The sequence below is a fragment of the Promicromonospora sp. AC04 genome (assembly GCF_003058225.1).
Classification (GTDB): domain Bacteria; phylum Actinomycetota; class Actinomycetes; order Actinomycetales; family Cellulomonadaceae; genus Promicromonospora.
The window spans coordinates 179,914-200,033 of the sequence record NZ_QBUG01000011.1 but is presented as its reverse complement, the minus strand read 5'-3'; the positions used below and the strand labels follow the sequence as shown (position 1 = coordinate 200,033).

Annotated in this window: 14 protein-coding genes; 12 read left to right on the top strand and 2 right to left on the bottom strand. The window is 72.0% G+C overall.

The window, feature by feature from the left end; genetic code table 11:
• Positions 1-8: 8 nt before the first annotated feature.
• From C8K30_RS25295 to C8K30_RS25265, 7 genes are all read left to right on the top strand, one after another.
• A complete protein-coding gene (locus C8K30_RS25295) occupies positions 9-1,424 on the top strand; it encodes a hypothetical protein (RefSeq protein ID WP_108495664.1) in 1,416 nt (471 codons plus the stop codon).
• A complete protein-coding gene (locus C8K30_RS25290) occupies positions 1,421-2,074 on the top strand; it encodes a hypothetical protein (protein WP_108495663.1) in 654 nt (217 codons plus the stop codon). The genes C8K30_RS25295 and C8K30_RS25290 overlap by 4 nt, the downstream gene beginning before the upstream one ends.
• Entirely contained in the window at positions 2,071-2,781 is a 711-nt protein-coding gene (locus C8K30_RS25285) for a hypothetical protein (protein WP_108495662.1), read from the top strand. The genes C8K30_RS25290 and C8K30_RS25285 overlap by 4 nt, the downstream gene beginning before the upstream one ends.
• A 59-nt stretch (positions 2,782-2,840) precedes the next feature.
• Positions 2,841-4,502, top strand: a complete 1,662-nt coding sequence (locus C8K30_RS25280) for a LysM peptidoglycan-binding domain-containing protein (RefSeq protein WP_108495661.1) — start codon at positions 2,841-2,843, stop codon at positions 4,500-4,502.
• Positions 4,495-6,330, top strand: coding sequence for a discoidin domain-containing protein (locus C8K30_RS25275; RefSeq protein ID WP_233257438.1), 1,836 nt, complete (start codon positions 4,495-4,497; stop codon positions 6,328-6,330). Before C8K30_RS25280 ends, C8K30_RS25275 begins: the two co-directional genes overlap by 8 nt.
• Position 6,331: 1 nt before the next feature.
• Positions 6,332-10,798 (top strand): FtsK/SpoIIIE domain-containing protein, encoded by a 4,467-nt coding sequence (locus C8K30_RS25270; RefSeq protein WP_108495659.1) that lies wholly within the window; start codon positions 6,332-6,334, stop codon positions 10,796-10,798.
• Between the two features lie 396 nt (positions 10,799-11,194).
• On the top strand, positions 11,195-12,319 hold the full coding sequence (locus C8K30_RS25265; protein ID WP_108495658.1) for a LacI family DNA-binding transcriptional regulator: 1,125 nt from the start codon (positions 11,195-11,197) through the stop codon (positions 12,317-12,319).
• Between the two features lie 66 nt (positions 12,320-12,385).
• On the opposite strand, the gene C8K30_RS25260 is transcribed toward C8K30_RS25265, so the two are convergent.
• Positions 12,386-13,858: a lipase maturation factor family protein gene (locus tag C8K30_RS25260; RefSeq protein ID WP_108495657.1), complete on the bottom strand. Its 1,473-nt coding sequence runs from the start codon at positions 13,856-13,858 to the stop codon at positions 12,386-12,388.
• Between the two features lie 63 nt (positions 13,859-13,921).
• Positions 13,922-14,938, bottom strand: a complete 1,017-nt coding sequence (locus C8K30_RS25255) for a YafY family protein (protein WP_108495656.1) — start codon at positions 14,936-14,938, stop codon at positions 13,922-13,924.
• Positions 14,939-15,043: 105 nt separating this feature from the next.
• Here C8K30_RS25255 and C8K30_RS25250 point away from each other — a divergent pair, with 105 nt between their 5' ends.
• From C8K30_RS25250 to C8K30_RS25230, 5 genes are all read left to right on the top strand, one after another.
• Positions 15,044-15,469, top strand: a complete 426-nt coding sequence (locus C8K30_RS25250; RefSeq protein ID WP_108495655.1) for a VOC family protein — start codon at positions 15,044-15,046, stop codon at positions 15,467-15,469.
• Between the two features lie 111 nt (positions 15,470-15,580).
• Positions 15,581-16,231 carry a cytochrome b gene (locus C8K30_RS25245; RefSeq protein ID WP_108495654.1) on the top strand — a complete coding sequence of 217 codons (651 nt, stop codon included), beginning with the start codon at positions 15,581-15,583 and terminating at the stop codon, positions 16,229-16,231.
• Between the two features lie 392 nt (positions 16,232-16,623).
• Complete coding sequence (locus tag C8K30_RS25240; RefSeq protein ID WP_146197595.1) at positions 16,624-17,100, top strand: hypothetical protein; 477 nt, start codon at positions 16,624-16,626, stop codon at positions 17,098-17,100.
• A gap of 135 nt (positions 17,101-17,235) precedes the next feature.
• Positions 17,236-19,515 carry an ice-binding family protein gene (locus tag C8K30_RS25235; protein ID WP_108495652.1) on the top strand — a complete coding sequence of 760 codons (2,280 nt, stop codon included), beginning with the start codon at positions 17,236-17,238 and terminating at the stop codon, positions 19,513-19,515.
• Positions 19,512-20,084 (top strand): LPXTG cell wall anchor domain-containing protein, encoded by a 573-nt coding sequence (locus C8K30_RS25230; RefSeq protein WP_108495651.1) that lies wholly within the window; start codon positions 19,512-19,514, stop codon positions 20,082-20,084. Before C8K30_RS25235 ends, C8K30_RS25230 begins: the two co-directional genes overlap by 4 nt.
• The last annotated feature ends 36 nt before the right edge of the window (positions 20,085-20,120 follow it).

Sequence of the window (20,120 nt, the reverse complement as noted above, 5' to 3'; positions counted from 1 at the left end):
GAGACTGGATGAGCGCCGCCCGCGTGGGTGAGTGGCATCTGCTGGATCACGACGACGACCCGGTGCCGGCCGAGGCGTCCGGCCTGGACGCGGTGATCCGGCACTACAAAGAGATCGCCGAGATGATGACCACGCAGGCGGCGCTCCTCAAGAAGGTCGGCGAAGGCGACGAGTCCTTGCTCAAGGGCGAGTCGGCCGACGCGATACGCGAGAAGGCGGGCGAGAGCCACGAGCGTCTGGCCGCCGTCGCGGGCCGGTACGAGGACGTGCACGCCGCGCTCAAGGAGTACCAGCCGGCCCTGGAGACGGCGCGCTCGGAGACCGGCACGGCGCTGAAGGACGCGGAGGCTGCCGCGGCCAAGCAGCGGGGCGCCGAGGGCATGCCCGACCCGGTGAACGCGGACCGGCCGGACGACGCCCCGCCCCTGACCGACAGCGAGAGGCGGGACTCGCAGGACCGGACGAACGCGATCGCGGGCGCGAAGGCCGATCTGGACGCGGCCAAGGCCAAGTGCGAGGCGGCACTGGAGACCCTGCAGGCGGCGGCCGACCGGGCAGCGACCAAGATCAAGGAGAACTGGGGCGAGGACGGCCTCGGGCACAGCGGCTGGGAAGCCTTCCTCCACAAGGCCCTCAAGTGGATCGTCGAGATCCTCGGCTGGATCGGGATGGCGCTCGCGATCCTGGCGATGCTGGTACCAGGGCTACAGTTCCTCGCCACCCTCGCGCTCGGCGTCGCCCTGGTCGGCCTGCTCGGCAGCACGGTCCTCGCCATCGCGGGGGAGTCCAGCTGGGTCAACGTCATCTTCGGCATACTCGGTGTGCTGACCCTCGGCCTGGGCAAGGTCGCGATGAACCTCGCCAAGGCCGGCAAGACGTTCATGGATCTGGCGAAGAACTTCGCCGCGCGCATTCCCACGTTCATCGCGGCGCTCAAGGGACTGCCCAACCTCTCCAAGCTGTTCGCCAGCCTCAATTTCGGCAAGCTGCTGACCTTCAAGCCGCCGCCCATCCTCCTCGGCGGAGCCGGCAGCATCGGCAACGTCACGACGAAGGTCGGGCCTTCCGGCTGGGGCGCGTTCTTCTCGAAGATCTGGGGAAAGTTCAAGATCAGCCCGGGGGACTGGGCGATCATCAAGAACCCGAGGGGGGCGTGGACGTTCAACGACATGGTCGGCCTCCCGGATCCGTCGATTCTCAAGAACCTGAGCATCTTCGGGCGGATGGGTCTCCCGGGGTTCGCCTCCATCACGCCGTTCGTCTGGACGATGGGGCCCCTTAACTTCTTCTGGGGCTTCGCGGCAGGTGCTATTCCCGCGATCATGGCGCCGTCGGACATCTTCGAGGACTCCGACTCACGCGGCGACTGGGCCTGGGCGGAGTGGGACGAGGAGCACAACTACACGCCGGCGCTCTACCCGTGAGCGCGCGCACCGCCGGTGTCGGCGAGCTGGACTGGACCATCGATCCGCCCGAGGGGTGGCTGGTGGTACCCGCAGCAGGCACGGAGACCCCCGATGCGATCAGGGTGTGGGAGCAAGAGGTCACCGAGGCCCTCCGGGCCTCGTTCGCGGAACAGGCTCCTGAGGGCTTCGACCTGTCGGACGACGACCGGGCAGCGGTTCTGGAGGCCGCGACGGCCGCGATAGCCAACCTCCGGGCCCAGGCGGACGGGGCTGCGGGCGACGGCCAACGGGTGGTGGCGGGCTTCGGCCTGCCGGACCGCGGTCCCGTGCCCGTGCTCGTGGCCGTCGGCAGCAGCGATCCGGGAGAGCCGGACGACGCGCTGCTCGAGGCACTGGGTGCCAAGGGAGGCGGAACCCCGCTCAACCCGCCGACGGTCGACTATCTGGAGCTGCCCGACGGCGACGGGGTGCGGGTCAGCCGGCTCGACATCGCCAACGACGGTGCCGCCTGGCTGAGCGTCGGCCTCGGGCGGCGGACCGAGTACCAAGACGCGGTGGTCGACACGGTGCTCCTCTGGCGCACCCAGGACCTCTTCGCGGTCCCGCTCATGATGGAAGCTCTCGACGAGCTGCTGGCGGCCATCACGATCACCAGGAGCGACTCATGAGCGACGTGCCGACCTCGTCCGCGGTGGCGGACGGCAAGCAGGCGAACGGCAAGCCCACCGACGGCTGGACCATGCTGCTGCCGCCGGGCTGGGCCCGGTTCCCGACGGGCGAGGGCCGGGCACGGGAGCTGGACGCGGCGATCGAGCAGGTGGTCGCGCGGGCGCTGCCGGACTCGATGCCTCGCGACAGGGCCGAGCCGTACCGCCACATGCTGCGCGACGAGCTGCACCAGACCCTCAGCGAGGCGCGGGAGGCAGGTACCGGCGCGGTCTATCTGCCGACCGAGCCGATGGACGGCGTGCTCGTCCCGGCGACCCTCGCCGAGGTGGAGGTCGTCAGCGATGCGGGTCAGGACCCGCTGCGGGTGGTGACGAGCATCCTGTCCGGCGGGTACGAGCAGAGCGACCCGGCCGAGCTCGACGGCCGTCCAGCGGTGCGGGTCGTGCAGACCAAGCACAACGTGCGGCGCGGTCCCGACTGGCCCGAGGTGTCGACCCGCCAGGTCCTGTACGTGGTCTCGCGCGACGAGGCGGCGGGGGAGTGGCTCGTCCTCTCCTTCAGCACGCTCTGGAACAGCGAGAAGACCGAGCTGCTCGCCGAGGCACTGGTCCTCTTCTTCGACGCGATCATGACCACCTTCCGCTGGTCCGGCCCCGGCGCGAACCCCCTGAACCTGCCCGAACGAACCGTCCCCGGCTCCGCGTGAGCCGGGTTCGGGGCAAGAACAACCCTGACTGACGCGACACATCTGAAGACGGAGCAACCGTGCACCACGCCCACCGCGCCGCCGCCGCACTCGCGGCGGCCGCCCTGTTCACGACCGCCGTCGCGGTCCCTCTCGCGACAGCCGCACCGGCGGTCGCAGGCTCGGTTCTCGGGGGCACCGCCCCCGCCATCGTTCGCACCGCCATCGCCGCGGACGAGGGCAAGGGCGAGAAGGTCAAGTACTACGTGATGCAGACCAAGCCGAACGGCGAGCAGGAGTTCCTGTTCGAGATCGCGCAGCGATTCCTCGGCGACGGCAACCGGTACACCGAGATCTTCGAGCTCAACAAGGGTCGCACCCAGCCCGACGGCAACGTCCTGACAGACCCGGCCGCCGTCCTGCCGGGCTGGGTGATGCAGATGCCCGACGACGCGGAGGGCGAAGGCATCGAGTTCGGGGTGCTGCCCACGGCGCCCGCGGACGCCGGGAGCGGCACGGAGGAGAGCGCGCCGGCGGACGGGGCGTCGCCGAAGGCCTCCGCCAAACCGTCGGTGCCGTACTACGTGATCGCCACGACGCCGGAGGGCGAGCCCGAGTTCCTCTACGCGATCGCCGAGCGTTTCCTGGGCGACGGCGAGCGGTACCGGGAGATCTTCAAGATGAACAAGGGCCGCATCCAGCCCGACGGCGGCAAGCTCACCGACCCGGAGTCCGTCACGGTGGGCTGGGTGCTGAAGCTCCCGAAGGATGCGAAGGGTGAGGGCCTGCAGCACGGTCCGCTCCCGGGTCCGAGCTCGTCCCCCGAGGCGAGCGCCACGGACGAGGCGGTCGCGGCGGACGACGCCGGGGGGAGCCCCTCCTGGCTGGTCCCGGTGCTGATCGCGATCGGTGCCGTGGTGCTGCTGGGCGCCGCCGCCTTCGGCGGGGTGCTCCTGGTGCGCAGGCTGCGTGCCGGGCGCGAGGAGCCGTTCGACGACAGCCTGCTGCGCACCGACAGCTCGGCCTCCTGGATGGTGGACCGGGCCCTGCGGGTGCTGGTCGCCGCGTGCGAGCACGACGGCCAGGACCTGCCAGGGGTTACCGGGGTGTTCATCGAGGGCGCGTCGATGCGGCTCCGGCTGGCGAGCCCGGCCTCCCCGGCGCCGGCGCCGTGGGTGGCGAACGAGGACGGGCAGAGCTGGTCGGCCCCGCTCGCGAAGCTGCAGTCGGCCGCGGCGTCGGAGGAGTCGACGGCACGGTTCGCGCGCCTGGTGACCATCGGCGTGGCCGAGACGGGCCGGGTGCTCGTCGACTTCGCCACCGCGCGCGGCCTGATCAGCCTGGACGGCCCCACCAGAGCGCGGCACGAGGTGCTGCGCCGGTGGCTGGGCGAGCTGACCGGCAACCCCTGGTCGAACGACCCGCGGGTGGTGATGGTCGGCAACGGCCTGCCCCAGCCCGAGCTCGCCGAGCACCTGTCGGCGATCGAGCAGGTGATCCCCGAGCTGGAGGCGGCGGAGGGCGGCGTGCTGGTGCTGTCGCAGGCGCCGTCGGCCGCGCAGCAGGAGATGCTCGCCGCGAAGTTCGCCTCCCCGAGCTTCGGCTGGGTGGTCATCGTGCTGGGCGAGTCGGCGTCGGCGAAGTGGCGGATCACCGCCGGCGACGACGGCTGGCTGCGGAGCGGGTTCCTGCCCGACGTCCGCTACACCGAGCAGATGGCGGTGCGACGGGCCGGTGAGTGACCATTCGACACGCGCCACACTGGTAGCACTGGCGACGGCGCTGCTGATGCTGGTCGCCGGGTTCACCCCGGCCCAGGCACAGGACGAGCAGGTGGTGCTGCTCTCGCAGGACAAGCCGGCGGTGGCCTCGGGGCTCGAGCGCCCGGAGCTGGCCGCGCGTTTCGCGGTGGACGGTGACGGGCTGACCCGCTGGTCCAGCGCCTACGCCGACCCGCAGTGGATCTGGGTCGACCTCCAGCAGACCGCGACCGTCAAACGAGTCGAGATCGACTGGGAGAACTTCTACGCGCGGGTCTACTCGATCGAGGTGTCGGACGACGCCGAGAACTGGCGCGTGCTGTGGTCCACGGACGCGAGCGACGGCGGCTCGGACGTGATCCCGGTCGACGGCGCCGGCCGCTACGTGCGGATGTACTCCACGCAACGGAACGACACGGCGGCGGGCAACTCGATCTGGGAGATGCGCGTCTTCGGCGTGCCCGAGCCGGAGCCGGTCCAGCCGTCGCCGAAGGCGTCACCGAAGCCGAAGCCGACGCCGAACCTGGAGCAGGAGCAGCCAGCTCCTTCGCCGACACCGTCGAAGGAACCTGATCCCGTGCCGAGCCGCAGCGGGCCGCCGGGTTCGGTCCTGTACTACGTGGTGAAGGCGACGCCGGACGGGAATGTCGAGAAGCTGAACGACATCGCCGAGCGGTTCCTGGGTGACCGGGAGCGGTGGCCGGAGATCTCGGAGCTGACCGAGGGGCACCGGCAGCCCGACGGCGAGTACCTGACCGACCCCAGGACGCTGAAGCCGGGCTGGGTGATGAGGATGCCTGCTGACGCGACGGGGCGGGGGCTGAAGTTCGGGAAGCTCCCCGGGTACGACCCGTCGTCGGCCTCGCCGTCGGCGTCCTCGTCGCTCCAGGCGTCCCCCTCGTCCTCGCCGGAGGCGGGCGAGGTGCAGGGCGCGGAGGAGACCGCGGCGGTCGGCCCGATCGCCCCGATCCTGTACGGGGCCGGCGGGGCACTGGTGCTCGCCGGGCTGGTCTTCCTGGGGATCTGGCTGGTGCGGCGCCGGAAGCGGACCGAGCCGTTCGACGACAGCCTGCTGCGGACGGACACGTCGGCGGCGTGGACGGTGGACCGGGCGCTGCGGGTGCTGATCGCTTCGTGCGAGCGGGACGGGCTGGAGATCCCGGCGACGACCGGCGTGTTCATCGAGGGCAGCTCGCTGCGGCTGCGGCTGACGAACCCGGCTTCGCCCGCCCCGGAGCCGTGGCTGGTGAGCGAGGACGGGCAGAGCTGGTCGGCGCCGCTGGCGAAGCTGCAGTCGGGCGCGGCGTCGGAGGGCTCGACGGCGCAGTTCTCCCGGCTGGTCAACCTGGGCATGGGCGAGACGGGCCGGGTGCTCGTCGACTTCTCCGTGGCCAGGGGCGTGATCAGCCTGGACGGGCCCACCCGGGTCCGGCACGAGGTGCTGCGCCGGTGGCTCGGTGAGCTGACCGGCAACCCGTGGTCGAACGACCCGCGCGTCGTGATGGTCGGCAACGGCCTGCCCCAGCCCGAGCAGGTGGAGCACCTGGCTGGGATCGAGCAGGTGGTTCCCGAGCTGGAGGTCGGCGACGGCGGGGTGCTGGTGCTGTCGCAGGCGCCGACCAACGCCCAGCAGGACATGCTCGCGGCCCGGTTCGCGAGCCCGGAGTTCACCTGGGTGGTGATCGTCCTCGGCCAGTCCGGGTCGGCGAAGTGGCGGTTCACCGCGGGCGACGACGGCTGGCTGCGCAGCGGGTTCCTGCCCGACGTGCGCTTCGACGAACAGACCGCCGTGCGGCGGGGAGGCGAATGACATGCACGCTCTGATCACCGCGCGCCACGGGGCGCGGGAGACGCTCCTGTCCCTTGACCTGGACGAGCGCACGAAGACTGCCGACCTGTCCGAACGGCTGGCGGCCGAGGTGGGCGCGCCCAAGGGCAGCACGATGTATGTCGACGGCCGTGCGGTCCAGGATCGCTCGGTCCAGAACCGCGGAGTGCAGGACCGCGGAGTGCAGGACCGCGGAGTGCAGGACCGCGCGGTCCGCGACGGGAACGCCACGGGCGTCGAGGCGCTCGCCGCAGAATCGGGGATCCGGGACGGCGCCGTCGTCACGTTCGCCGACCCCGGTATGGGGTCCGGCGCCTCGGGCGGTCCCGTCGACCTGTGCGTCACGGGCGGCACGGGCACCGGCGCCGTGGTCCGGCTCGGCGTCGGGGAGTCCATCCTGCAGGTGGGCCCCGACGGCCGCGTCCGGGTGGACGAGCCGCGCGAGGGCGGGCTGGCCGCCATCGGCGTCGTCGTAGCGCTCGACGGCGCGGTGCGGGTGCGGCGTGTGCCGGACCCCCGGTCCGCCGGTCAGCCGGTCCAGCTGGACCGGCTCGAGGAGCCGCTGGGCGAGGACGAGGCCCCGTGGGCGGCGGGCACGCAGCTGCGCATCGGCCCGAGCGTCCTGACGGTCCAGTCGGCCACGCGGCCCGACGCCGACCTGCGGCCGGCCGCCGAGCCCGGGCACCTGGACTACAACCGGCCGCCGCGCCTGCTGCCGCCGATGCCCGCCACGCACTTCCGCCTGCCCGCCGAGCCGCAGGCGCCCAGCCGGAACCCGCTGCCCTGGCTCGGCATGGCCATGCCCGCGGTGCTGGGCATCGTGATGGCGATGGTGTTCCAGCAGCCGTACTACCTGATGTTCGCCCTGGCCTCGCCCCTGATGGGCTGGGGCAACTGGTGGATGCAGAAGCGCAACGGCGTGGTCACGCACAAGGAGCGGCTCAAGCAGCACGCCGAGGAGCGGGCCGCGCTGGAGGAGGAGGTGCTGGACGCGGTGCGGCGCGAGCAGCACCGGCGCCGGGTCTCCAGCCCGGGCGCCGCCGAGCTGCGGCTCATCGCGACCACGCCGACGCGCCGCCTCTGGGAGCGCCGCAGCACCGACGGCGACCACCTCACGGTGCGGCTGGGGCTCGCGGACGCGACCAGCCGCGTCGAGGTCGAGGACAGCGCCGAGCCCGAGCACCGCCGCAAGACCCGCGCGACCGTGCGGTCCGTGCCGGTCACGGTGCCGCTGAAGGAGGCAGGCGTGGTCGGCCTGGCCGGCCCGGGGGACTGGCCGCGCCGTCGGGCCCGGTGGATGGTGGGCCAGCTCGGCGTGCTGCAGAGCCCGCGCGACGTCCAGGTCTACGTGCTGACCAGCTCCGAGCACGTGCAGGACTGGGCGTGGGCGGCCTGGCTGCCGCACGTGCGCCCGTCGTTCGGGCAGGAGGCCGTAGCCCTGATCGGGACGACCACTGACACCCTCTCCGCCCGCGTCGCCGAGCTGAACTCGGTGATCACCCAGCGCCGCGCCGCGATGGAGGGGAACAGCAACAAGATCATGGCCGGCCCGCAGGTGGTGGTGGTGCTCGACGGCGCCCGCCGCCTGCGCGCGCTGCCCGGCGTCGTGTCCATCCTGCGCGACGGCCCTGGTGTCGGCGTGAGCGTCGTCTGTCTGGACGGCGACGAGCAGCTGCTGCCCGAGGAGTGCACGGTGGTGGCGCTCGCCCGTGTCGACGGCGGCATGACGCTGCGCAGGCAGGACACCGACGACCTGCGGGCCGTGCTGGTGGACGAGGTGCTGGACGACTGGTACGAGCCGGTGGCGCGCGCCGTCGCCGCCGTGCACGACGTGACGGCCACCGAGGGCGAGGGACTGATCCCGGACTCGGCGCGCCTCGTCGAGGTGCTCGGCATCGAGGAGGTCGACGCCGACGAGATGGTGGCCCGGTGGCGCATGATCTCCAACGGGGGCAAGGGCAGCACCGCGGCAGTGGTCGGCGTCTCGCTGGACGGGCCGTTCACGCTCGACATGGTGCGCGACGGGCCGCACGCCCTCGTGGGTGGCACCACCGGGTCCGGCAAGTCGGAGTTCCTGCAGACCATCGTCGCGTCGCTCGCGGTGGTGAACACGCCCGAGACCATGAACTTCGTGCTCGTCGACTACAAGGGCGGCGCGGCGTTCAGCCAGTGCGAGCAGCTGCCGCACACCGTCGGCATGGTCACGGACCTGGACTCGCACCTCGTGGAGCGCGCGCTCGACTCGCTCCGCGCCGAGCTGACCTACCGGGAGCACATCCTGGCGGCGGCCGGCGCGAAGGACCTGGAGGACTACCTCGACGCGCAGGGCCGCGGGCACATCGGCCCCACGCTGCCGCGCCTGATGATCGTCATCGACGAGTTCGCCTCGATGGCGCGCGAGCTGCCCGACTTCGTCACCGGGCTGGTCAACATCGCCCAGCGTGGCCGCTCGCTCGGTATCCACCTCATCCTCGCGACGCAGCGCCCGTCCGGCGTCATCTCCCCGGAGATCCGCGCCAACACGAACCTGCGCGTCGCCCTGCGGATGACGGACAAGAGCGAGTCCAAGGACGTCATCGACGCGAACGACGCGGCGGACATCGCCAAGTCGCAGCCCGGCCGGGCCTACGCCCGGCTCGGGGCGTCCTCGGTGGTCCCGTTCCAGTCCGCCCGCGTGGGCGGACGGCGCCTTTCCCTGTCCGACGTCGGGCAGGTCGAGTCGCCGTTCGTCGCGCGCGTGCCGCTGGCCGAGCTCGGTGCGCCGCCGCCCAGCCGGCCCCGGGTCAAGCGCCACGAGAACGTGGAGACCGACCTCGCCGCGCTGGTCGAGACCCTGCGCGAGACCGCACGGATGGGTGGCTGGCCGGTCCCGCGGCGGCCGTGGCTACCCGCGCTGCAGGACCTGCTCCCGCTCGACGAGCTGGCCCAGCCGAGTGCGGGGTCCCAGTTCGCGTGGGCCATGGAGGACTCGCCGTCGGACCAGCGCCAGGGTCCCGCCGTCATCGACCTGGACGACTTCGGGCACCGGTACGTGGTCGGCGCGCCGGGCAGCGGCCGTTCGACGACGCTGCGCACCACGGCGTTCGCGGCCGCCGACGCCATGCCCGTGGCCGACCTGCACCTGTACGCGATCGACTGCGGCAACGGCGCGCTGACGGTGCTGAACGAGCTGCCGCACACGGGCGCCGTCGTGCAGCGTGGGCAGGCCGAGCGGGCCAAGCGGCTCCTCACGCGCCTGCAGACCGAGCTCGGCCGGCGCCAGCAGGTCCTCGCGGCCGGGAACTTCGCCAGCGTCACGGAACAGCGCGAGCTCGGTGACCCGGGGACCCGCCTCCCGCGCGTGCTCGTGCTGATCGACCGCTGGGAGAGCTTCATGAGCACCTACGGCGAGGTCGACAGCGGCAAGCTCGTCGAGATCGTCCAGGAGCTGCTGCGCGACGGCGCGAGCGCCGGCATCCACCTGGTGCTGTCCGGCGACCGCAGCCTGCTGTCGAGCCGGATGAGCGTGCTGACGGACGACGCCGTCGTGCTGCGCCTCACCGACCGGTTCGACTACGGGATGGTCGGCATCGACCACAAGAAGCTGCCCGAGGAGATCCAGCCCGGGCGGGCCTTCCGGTCCGGCAGCGGGCTCGAGGTGCAGGTGGCGATCCTCGGGAACGACCCTGCGGGTCGGGCCCAGACCGGCGCCGCACGCGAGATGGCCGCCCGGATCAGGGAGCGGGAGGACGTGGTGCCCGGGACCGGACCGTTCCGCGTGGACGACCTGCCGTCCACGATCACCGTGGACGCGGCCTACCAGTACGTCGGCCCGGAGGCCGCCAAGCCGATGTGGGCGCTGCTCGGCGTCGGCGGTGACGACCTGACCGCGTTCGGCATGGACCTCGCCGGGGACGCGCCGGCCTTCCTGGTGGCCGGCCCGTCGAAGTCGGGGCGGTCCACGATGCTGGCCGTGATGACGGAGTCGCTGCTGCGCGGTGGTACCCAGGTGGTGGTCATGGCGCCGCGCCCGAGCATCCTGCGCGACTTCGAGGGCCGGGACGGCGTGCGCGCCGTCTTCACCGGCACGGAGGTCACCGAGGAGGAGCTGGCGCCGCACCTCGACCCGGACGACGCCGCGGTCGTGCTGGTCGTCGACGACGCCGAGCTCGTGGCCGACATTCCGGCGAAGACCTGGCTGCGCGCGTACCTGCGCACGGCCGCCGACAACCGGCGCGGGCTGATCATCGGCGGCGAGGCCTCCGAGGTGGCCGGCGGGTTCTCCGGCTGGCAGGTGGACGTCAAGAAGAGCCGGCGGGGTGCGCTGCTCAGCCCGCAGGACCGGTTCCACGGCGACCTGGTCGGGGTGAGCATGCCGCGATCGGCGGTGTCGACCCAGGTCAACCCGGGCAAGGCGATGGTGCACCTGGGCTCGGGCGAGCTGATGACGGTGCTGGTGCCGACGCTGTAGGGCTGCGCTGCTCGGACGGGCCGGGGGGCGGGGCCCTGCGGGGTGACCACAGGAATTCGGGGTCTGTTGCTCTGCGTAGACGTTGTCTACGCAGAGCAACAGACCCCGCGCGCGTGGGTTCGCCCTCCCTCTCCGATTCGTGGGTCGGGTTGGCTCGTCGGCTGGGCTGGGCCGGTCAGGCGCTGCCACTGACCAACCTCCGGGCGGTCAGCTCGCGCGGGCGGCCAGGGCCTCCTCGTACTCGTCGCGGATCTTGTCGCCGCCGCCACCGTGCCGGTTGCCGTAGGAGGTGATCGATCACTTCGCAAGGGTCGCCCCGACGGGGACGATCGGCAAAGGCATGCCAGGATGATCGCGCGTCACCCGACGCCGCGTGCTGACCAGCGAGGACAGGCCATGACGAAGCAGAGCGCGACGCGCGACCAGACCGCAGCGCGCGACCAGAGCGCGACGCGCGACCTGAGTGCAGCGCGCGACCAGCGGGCGGCGCCGGAGCGGCGCGCGACGATCTGGGAGGTCGCGAAGGCAGCCGGCGTCTCCCATCAGACGGTCTCGCGCTACCTGCGCAAGGACGAGAAGATGCGGCCCGAGACGGTCGAGCGCATCACCCGGGCCGTGCGAGAGCTCGACTACCGGCCGAACCTGGCTGCCCGCTCCATGCGCACCCGCCGTAGCGGTCGCGTAGCGGTCCTGCTGCCCGCCGTGGCGACGTACGGCCCGCCCCAGATCCTGAGCGGCGTCATGGACGTCGCGCACGAGCACGGCTACACGATCGAGGCGTTCAGCGTGGAGGGCACGACCGCCGACCGCTTCGACCGGGTGCTGCACCTCGCCGACTCGGGGCAGGTCGAGGGCGTCCTCGCCCTCGCGCCGCTGCCGCCCGAGTCGGAGCACCGCTTCCCCGACCGGGCGGCGATAGTGGTGTCGGCGGACTACGACGACGAGTTCCGCGGCGTGGGCGAGCTCGCCGACGGCTCGCCCGTCGCGGAGCTCGTCGAGCGCCTCGCCGAGCTCGGCCACCGCCGGTTCCTCCACGTGACCGGCGCCCTGGACTTCGCGTCCGCCCGGAGCCGCCGCGACGTCTTCGTCGACACGGTCGAGCGGCTCGGCCTGGGCCCCGCGCTCGTCCACGAGAGCGACTGGTCCGCCGAGGGGGCGCGCGCGGCCGTCCTCGCGCTCCCCGAGAAGGACCACCCGACCGCCATCATCGCGGCGAGCGACGTCGCCGCCGCCGGCGTGGTCCTGGCCGCCCGCGAGCGCGGCTGGTCGATCCCGGGGGACCTCAGTGTGACGGGCTGGGACAACAACCAGCTCGGCGCGTACCTCGAGCCGACCCTCACCACGGTGCACGTCGACCACCGCAAGCTCGGCCGGGCGGCGATGGCCCGGCTGGTCGCGACCCTCCGGGCCGAGTCGGGGTCGGAGTCGGGGCCGACGTCGAAGGCGGAGCCGGGGACGCCGTCGTCCGAAGGCCCGCTGAACACGATCATCTGGCGGGAGTCGACGGGGCCGGCCGCGTAGTCCTTGCCGACGTGCAGGGAGGGCAGGTGGGCGCCGTGCCGGCCAGGGCGCGACCCCCCCCGTGAGCTATCCGCCCGGGAGCCGCACCGGATCGACCGCCACCCGGAGCCGCTCCCGCACCCACCAGTCGCCGGTGCGGCGTCGCTCCTCGCGTGTCGTGTACCGGTAGCGGTGCAGGACCGCCCGGACGGCGCTCGGCGGCTGCCCGCCGAACGGGTCCCGGCGCAGCAGCCGCAGGGTCGGGGGATCGGCCTCGAGCAGCCGGCGCAGGAACACCCTGAACCACGTGGCGTCGTGGCCCAGGGGGAGGAACCACATCAGCCAGTCCAGCCGCAGGTGGTAGGGCGCCACCTGGGGCGGACGCCGGCCGGTGGGACCGGGCTTGCCCCGGAACTCGTACTCGACCCAGTCGTCGGGCCCTGGGCGCCGGGCGAGGGTGCCCTCCACGGTGACCTCGTCGCGGCGCCGCGTGACCGAGCCGAACGCACCGTAGGCGTTGACCAGCCGGAACGGCTCGAAGCTCGCGTTCATCTTCTGGCGTCGCGACGCGAGGTTCAGCGCGGGCCGCACCGACAGCACGAGCAGCAGCAGCGCCACCGCGGTCACCACTATCACGAACGGGATCGGCGCTGCAGGCGACCCGGCAGCGGAAGCCGCCGCGGCGCCGTCGGGCAGCCCGAGCAGGCTGCCCAGCCAGGCCCAGGTGCTGTCGCTGATCACGCCCAGAGCCAGGATGATCGCCGCCCAGTTGAGCCACGCGAAGTTGCCGGTCACCACCAGCCACGCCTGGGTGAGGACGAACACCAGGCCCGCGACGGACGGGAAGGGCTGCGGGAGGAGGAGCAGCCACGGGACGAGCAGCTGACTGACGTGGGTGCCGACGACCTCGAACCGGTGCCACCAGCGCGGCAGATGGTGCGCGTGCCAGGAGAACGGGCCGGGCAGGGGCTGCGTCTCGTGGTGGTAGTAGAGGGCGGTGAGGTCACGCCAGGCGGCGTCGCCGCGCCACTTGATCAGGCCGGCGCCGTGCTCGATGCGGAACAGCAGCCAGCGCACCGCGAGGACCATCAGGAGGGGCACGCCCACGGCGTCGGACCCGAGGAACGCGACGAGGAACCCTGCCTCGCACAGCAGGGTCTCCCAGCCGAAGGCGTAGAAGGTCTGCCCGACGGCGACCACGGACAGGTAGAGCCACCACATCACCAGGAACACGAGGGCGGGCACCCACCAGGGCCCGGCCTGCGGCAGCCCGACGACGACGCTCACCGCCAGCACGACGCCGGTCCACGCGCACGCCGCGAGCAGGCGGTCCGAGTAGCGCCACCGGAACAGCGACGGCCCCTGCCGCCAGCGTGTGCGCGCGACGTACGCCGGGACCGGCAACATGCCATGCTCCCCGAGCAGCGGGTGGAACTGGCGCAGCACGCACCAGAATCCGAGCGCGTACAGCGCGCCGAAGCCGCGCTGGAGGATCGCGCGCGCGACGTCGTAGTCGGCGCTCGACCACCAGCCGAGCCAGTCGGGTAGGGCCCCCACCATGCAGCCACGCTATCGGGTCACGGCGTCGCACCTACCCCGGGCGGTGTTGTCCGGGCCGGCGCCCTACCGCGCAACGCTCCCACGACCGGCTGACGACGCGGTCGCGGCATAGCGCGTGGCCAGCCGGCCGAACGCCGCCGTCAGCTCGGGTGGGCCGACGACCTCGATGGCGGCGTCGAACCGGCCGAGCGAGGCGGCCAGTGACAGCCACGACCACGATCCGGCCTCGAGGCCGCACCGGTCCGAGCCGAGATCCTCGACCATTCCGTCGCCGGCGAACGGGAGGACGGCGTCGGCCGGCAGGTCGATGATGACCTTGCCGATGCACGGCCAGGCGTTGATCTGGTCCGATCCCTTGAAGCGCGCCGACACGAATTCGCGCACGCTGCCGCCCGGGACCTCTCGCGGGGTGAAGCGGGGACCGGTCGGCGTGCGGGGACTGATCCGGTCGGCGCGGAAGATGCGCCAGTCGTCGTGCTCGAGGTCCCAGGCGACCAGGTACCAGCGCCCGTGCGAGGTGACGACGTGGTGCGGCTCGACGCGGCGTGGGGGCGGCGGTTCGACGTCGGCCACGCGTGGCTGCCGGCTCGAGTAGTCGAACCGCAGCACCTCGCGGGCGCGGACGGCGGCAGAGAGCTCGACGAGCACCTCCGGTGCCACCGGTCCTGCGGATGCGTGCGCACCGCTGGGAACGGCGGTGAACCGCAGGGCGTCGAGCCGATGGCGCAGGCGCGACGGCAGCACCTGGCGCACCGTCGTCAAGGCACGTACGGCGGCTTCTTCGACACCCGCACCGGCCTCGGCGGCTGCTTGCAGCCCGACAGCGAGGGCGACCACCTGATCGTCGTCGAACAGCAGCGGGGGCAGCTCGGAGCCGGCCTCGAGGTGGTATCCGCCGTCCGGCCCTTTCGCGGCCTGGATGCGATACCCCATCTCGCGCAGCCGATCGACGTCGCGCCGGACGGTGCGATGGCTGATGCCCAGGCGGTCGGCAAGGAGCTGGCCGGGCCAGTCTCGTCGCGTCTGCAGGAGAGACAGCAGCGCGAGCAGTCGCGATGTCGTGGTGGTCGTCGGGGTCATGGTTCGAGGTTACGGAGAGTGGAGGACCTTCGCTGTCCTCTACTGCCGAGAGTGTGGGGGTTGCCGGGGAAAGCCCGGCGGAGGCAACAGCTGCAAGGAGCAGGCATGTCCATCAACACCACCACCCACCTCAACTTCCGTGGCGACGCTCGCGCGGCGCTGGAGCTCTACCAGACCGTGTTCGGTGGTCAGCTGGTCACCGTCACCTATGCGGACGCGCACAACGTCACCGAGCCGGCCGAGGCCGAGCAGGTCATGTGGGGCCAGGTCGCGTCCGTGTCGGGATTCCGGGTGATGGCGTACGACGTCCCCTCGCACACCGCGTACGAGCCGGGCGTGATCCCCGTGTTCGTCTCCGTCCGCAGCACTGACGCGGCGGAGATCGCCGGCTATTGGGAGCGGCTCGTCGAGGGGTCGACAGTCGTCGTCCCCCTCGCCGAGGCGGCGTGGGCTCCGCTCTACGGGATGCTCAAGGACCGCTTCGGCGTGACGTGGGTGCTCGATGTGGAGGTGCCCTGGAGCGCTTCCTGATCTGTCGACTGATCTGACGACTGATCTGACGACGCCGGTGGGGCGGGGCACCCCTCGCCCCACCGCGGCGGTGCTGGACGGGGAGGCGTTGTGTGCTGTGAGGTTGCGGGCATGAGGTGGCGCAACGGCGAGCACGGGTACGGCATCGTCACGAAGGTCCTGCACTGGTCGACCGTCGCCCTGCTGGTTACCCAGCTCACGGTCGGCTACATGATGGAGACCGACGGCGACGTGCCCGACGTCGACTGCGACCCGCCGGGGGAGGACCGCAGCGGCGGTGACACCTCCGATGCCGAGGAGGAGCAGTACGACCGGTTGGAGGACCGGTGCGAGGCCGCGCAGTACCTCCGCGAGGAGCGCGCCGATGACGCCGTCGGCGCAGCGTGGTCCGACCTGTGGTCGGGTGACCTGGCCGACGGCGAGCTGTCGCTCGCGGGGTGGCACGTCCTGCTCGGGCTGGCGATCGTCGCCGTCGGCGTCCTGCGGGTCGTGTGGCGCCGCACGACGCCGCTGCCGCCCTGGGACGTGCGGCTCACCGCGACCGACCGGACGGTGCTGCACCGGGTCGAACGGGTCCTGCTCGCGCTGCTCTTCGTGGTCCCGGCGACCGGTATCGCGCTGGTGGTCGGCAGCGACGACCTCGTCCCGCTCCACATCGCCGCGCACCTGTGCTTCTACGCCGCGCTGGCCGTGCATCTGTTCGTGGTCCTACGACGCCGGGTGGTCGGCCGGATGCTCTGGGGACGGCCGGCGGGGCGCTAGCCGGTTACGTTCGGCAGCGCCGCCATGGCCTCGTCGAGGCGCTCCTGGGTGCGGCGCGGCTACCGAGGTGCTCCACGCGCGGGACGCAGGTCCGGCGGCTCAGTCGTGCGCAGTTGCCACATCTGGGGGCGTCATGGGCCCGACGCATTCGCCATCTGAAATCAAGGGAAAAGTCAGGATCTTGCTGTGCCCGAGTTGCCCAGGGCATAGTGCCTTCTTTGGAACATTTGTTCATGAGAGCCCGGTTTCCGGGTGCTATCTTCCAGATATGTGGCCTCTGCTCTGAGGGCGGGGCCACCAGCACGGTAGCCCCCGTCCTGGGGGTCGGTCCCTTCGGTGACAAGCGTCGAGGCTGCATACCAAAGCGCACGCCAAGCCTGAAGGAGTCCGTCATGGAACGAGCCCTGAATCGTGGCAAGAAGCGTCTCGCTGTCATTCTCGCTGCGGTACTCGTGATGACGGGGGTCGGGGTCGCGTTTGCGTACTGGACTTCCACCGGTACTGGCGACGGGTCGGCGCTGACCGGCAACAGCGTTGTGTTCACGGTCACGAGCGACCCACCCGAGGGCACGCTCGCACCGGGCAGCGCCGGGCAGACCGTCGACTTCACCGTCACCAACCCAGGTGAGGGAACGCAGAACCTGACCGGCGTGACGGTTGCACTGGCAAACGACGACGGAACCGCATGGGTGCCGACCGGCGATTGCCTGGCCACCGACTACACGGCCACCGTCACCGATTCCCCGTCCGGGGAGATTGCGGCCGGCGGGTCCCTGAGCGGCACAGCAACTGTGACGCTGGCGAACACCGCTGCCAACCAGGACGACTGCCAGGGCCAGGACGTCCCGCTCTACTTCACCGCCTCCTGACCCATCCGACGCCCGGGGGGTGCCGCATGCGGGGCACCCGCCGGGCGTCCGGCGTCCGGCAGGCCATCACCCGCCTGACCGCTGCGACATCCGTCGCTGGAGCCGTGTACGGCCAACAGAACGCAGTCGTCGAAGATGAGCACTCCCACCGGACGGTCCCGCGCCCACCGCGGCCAGAACAGCGCTCGCCCGTTCGGTCGCGCGACCGTTCCGATCGGGCTGCTCGCCCTGGTCATGGCCGTCCTGTCCGGGACTGCGCCCGCATCGGCGTACTGGAGCGCGACGGGCTCGGCGTCGGCGACGACGGCGACCGCGACACTCACCGCACCGGTCGACGTGACCGTCCCGCAAGCCGCCGACGCGGACGTCACGGTCAGCTGGACCACAGGGTCCGGGGGTGTTCAGCCGGAGGGCTACTACGTCACGCGGCACACCGGCGAGACGAGCGCTCCGGCGTGTGCGAGCAGCCCTGGCTCGCTGGTCGAGGGAGACGACTGCCTCGACGCCGCCGTCCCCGCCGGAGAGCACAGCTACGTCGTGACCGCCGTCTACCGGTCATGGACGGCCCGTAGCGTTGCCAGCGCGACGGTCACCGTGACGGCTCCCACCTTGTTGGGAGCGGCGCAGGGCTATTCCGTCCTCGCCGCCACCGCGGTGGTCGACACGGGCACGTCGACGATCAGCGGCGACCTCGGCGTGAGCCCGGGCACGACTGTCACCGGGATCGATCCGGACGCCGTCGGCGGTGACATCCATGCGGGCGACGGGCACGCCGCCGCCGCACAGGCTGCCCTGGCCACCGCGTACGAGAGCCTGGCCGCGCGACCGGCGGACGCCGAGCTCGCCGGCCAGATCGGCGGACTGACCCTGACGCCGGGCGTGTACCACAGCACAGCTGCGCTGGCCGTGACCGGAACCCTCACGCTCGACGCGCAGGGCGACGCCGACGCGGTCTTCGTCCTCCAGGCGTCCGCGGCGTTCGACACCGCCGCCGCCAGCAGGGTCGACCTCGTCAACGGCGCACGGGCGTCGAACGTGTTCTGGGTGGTCGCCGCCGCCGCAGGAACGGGAGCGAACTCGTTCCTCTCGGGCACGATCCTCGCCCAGGGCGCCATCACCCTCGGCGCGAGCACCGAGCTCATCGGTCGAGCGCTCTCCCGCGACGCCGTCACCCTCGCGTCCAACACCATCCGATTCGCTGCTGCCCTCCCGCCCACTCTCGGTATCGACGGCGGAGCCGCAGCGACCACCAAGGACCGCACGCCCACGATCACCGGCGTGAGCAGCGCCGCGGCGTCCAGCACGGTCAGCGTCACCATCGACGGCCAGAGCCTGTCCACAACCGTCACCGCGGGCGGCACCTGGGCGGTCACCGCAGCCGAGCTCTCCGCGGGTCGATTCGACGTCGTCGCCAAGGTGCGGGACGCCGACGGAGACGGCGCCGCTGCCTCCCAGGACCTCACCGTCGAGGTGAACCCGCCGCCGATCGACGTCGGAGCCGCCGGGACGTACTCCGTCCTCGCGGCAACCGGCGTCGTCAACATCGGCGCCACGACGATGAGCGGCGACGTCGGTGTCAGCCCCGCGACCTCGGTCACCGGTTTCCCGCCGGGCACCTATGACGGGAGCCTCCACGCCGGAGACCCTGCCGCCGCAGTCGCACAGGAGGATCTTCTCGCGGCACTGGACGAGGCATCGTTGCGTGCGCCGCACACGGAGATCGCCGGCGACCTGGGCGGACAGGTCTTCCACGCTGGGGTCCACCACATGACCGCCGCGCTGGCCCTGACCGGAACCGTCACTCTCGACGGCGAAGGCGACTCCGGCGCCGTGTTCATCTTCGTGGGCGACGCGGCCTTCGACTCCGCCGCCGCCAGCACCGTCTCGCTCGTCGACGGAGCTCAGCCTGCAAACGTGTTCTGGGTCGTCGCCGGGGCCGCGGGAACCGGTGCGAACTCCTCGATGTCCGGCGCTCTCCTCGCGCGAGGCGCGATCACCCTTGGCGCCGGCACGGCGCTGACCGGGCAGGCACTCTCGCGTGACACCGTCACCGTGGCCGACGGTTCGCTCACCGGCGTCACCCCTGCTCCGATGGCTCTCCCGGCCTCGTTCGAGGAATCCCGGGACGAGTCTGCCGGGCCGTCCGAGCCAAGCTCTCCTGCGCTCCCGGAGACACCTGACGCTCCCGAGCTCTCCGAGGCGTCCGTGCCGCCGAAGGAGACGATCGTGCCGGGGGAGACGGATGAGACAGTCCCGCCGGACGAGCCGGACGAGCCGGACGAGCCGGACGAGCCGGACGAGCCGGACGAGCCGGACGAGCCGGACGAGGCGGACAAGCCCGCCCCGCCGGACGAGCAGGCCGCACCGACCCCGACCACCGACGAGACCCACGACGACACGACGGTGGCGCCATGAACTGCGACCTGCCGCGCACCGGCCCTGATGTCGATCTCGGTCTTCTCCTGATCCTCGCGATCGCCTGCCTCGTCGTCGGAGCCGTGTTCCTGCTCGTGGCCCGCAGGCGGCACCGGGTGTCGGCCGCACTGGTCCTGATCCTCGCCGTCGGTGCTGCCCTGGCGCCCAGCTCCGGAACCTCCGCGGCGGCGGCCGCCGCGGAGTGCGCCACCCCCGACAACTCCTTGACCGTCACCGTCACCTCCACCATGGAAGGACTCGCGCCGGGCATCGCGCCGGTGCCCATCACCGGACTCGTCGTGAACAACGGAACCGACAGCACCCACATCACCGCGGTCACTGTCGAGATCACCTTCGTCACCACTGACCCCGGAGCGCCGTCCGGAGCCTGCGGCGTCGGCGACTACCTTCTCCTCGACACCACGATGGCCGTCGGCAAGCGCCTCGGCCCTGGCGGCTCGGCACCCTTCGACGGTGCCTCGATCGGCTTTGCCGACAAGGCCACCAACCAGGACGCCTGCAAGCACGCCACCGTGCACCTCTTGTTCACCGCCAACCCCGGCGGGTAGTGACTAACGTCGGATGACTTCCCTCCGACGTGCGCG

Coding starts and splice junctions, on each gene's coding strand:
- C8K30_RS25250 (WP_108495655.1), top strand. CDS start 15,044: ATGTCCATCAACACCACCACCCACCTCAACTTCCGTGGCGACGCTCGC.
- C8K30_RS25245 (WP_108495654.1), top strand. CDS start 15,581: ATGAGGTGGCGCAACGGCGAGCACGGGTACGGCATCGTCACGAAGGTC.
- C8K30_RS25265 (WP_108495658.1), top strand. CDS start 11,195: ATGACGAAGCAGAGCGCGACGCGCGACCAGACCGCAGCGCGCGACCAG.
- C8K30_RS25270 (WP_108495659.1), top strand. CDS start 6,332: ATGCACGCTCTGATCACCGCGCGCCACGGGGCGCGGGAGACGCTCCTG.
- C8K30_RS25235 (WP_108495652.1), top strand. CDS start 17,236: ATGAGCACTCCCACCGGACGGTCCCGCGCCCACCGCGGCCAGAACAGC.
- C8K30_RS25240 (WP_146197595.1), top strand. CDS start 16,624: ATGGAACGAGCCCTGAATCGTGGCAAGAAGCGTCTCGCTGTCATTCTC.
- C8K30_RS25255 (WP_108495656.1), bottom strand. CDS start 14,938: ATGACCCCGACGACCACCACGACATCGCGACTGCTCGCGCTGCTGTCT.
- C8K30_RS25260 (WP_108495657.1), bottom strand. CDS start 13,858: ATGGTGGGGGCCCTACCCGACTGGCTCGGCTGGTGGTCGAGCGCCGAC.
- C8K30_RS25285 (WP_108495662.1), top strand. CDS start 2,071: ATGAGCGACGTGCCGACCTCGTCCGCGGTGGCGGACGGCAAGCAGGCG.
- C8K30_RS25295 (WP_108495664.1), top strand. CDS start 9: ATGAGCGCCGCCCGCGTGGGTGAGTGGCATCTGCTGGATCACGACGAC.
- C8K30_RS25230 (WP_108495651.1), top strand. CDS start 19,512: ATGAACTGCGACCTGCCGCGCACCGGCCCTGATGTCGATCTCGGTCTT.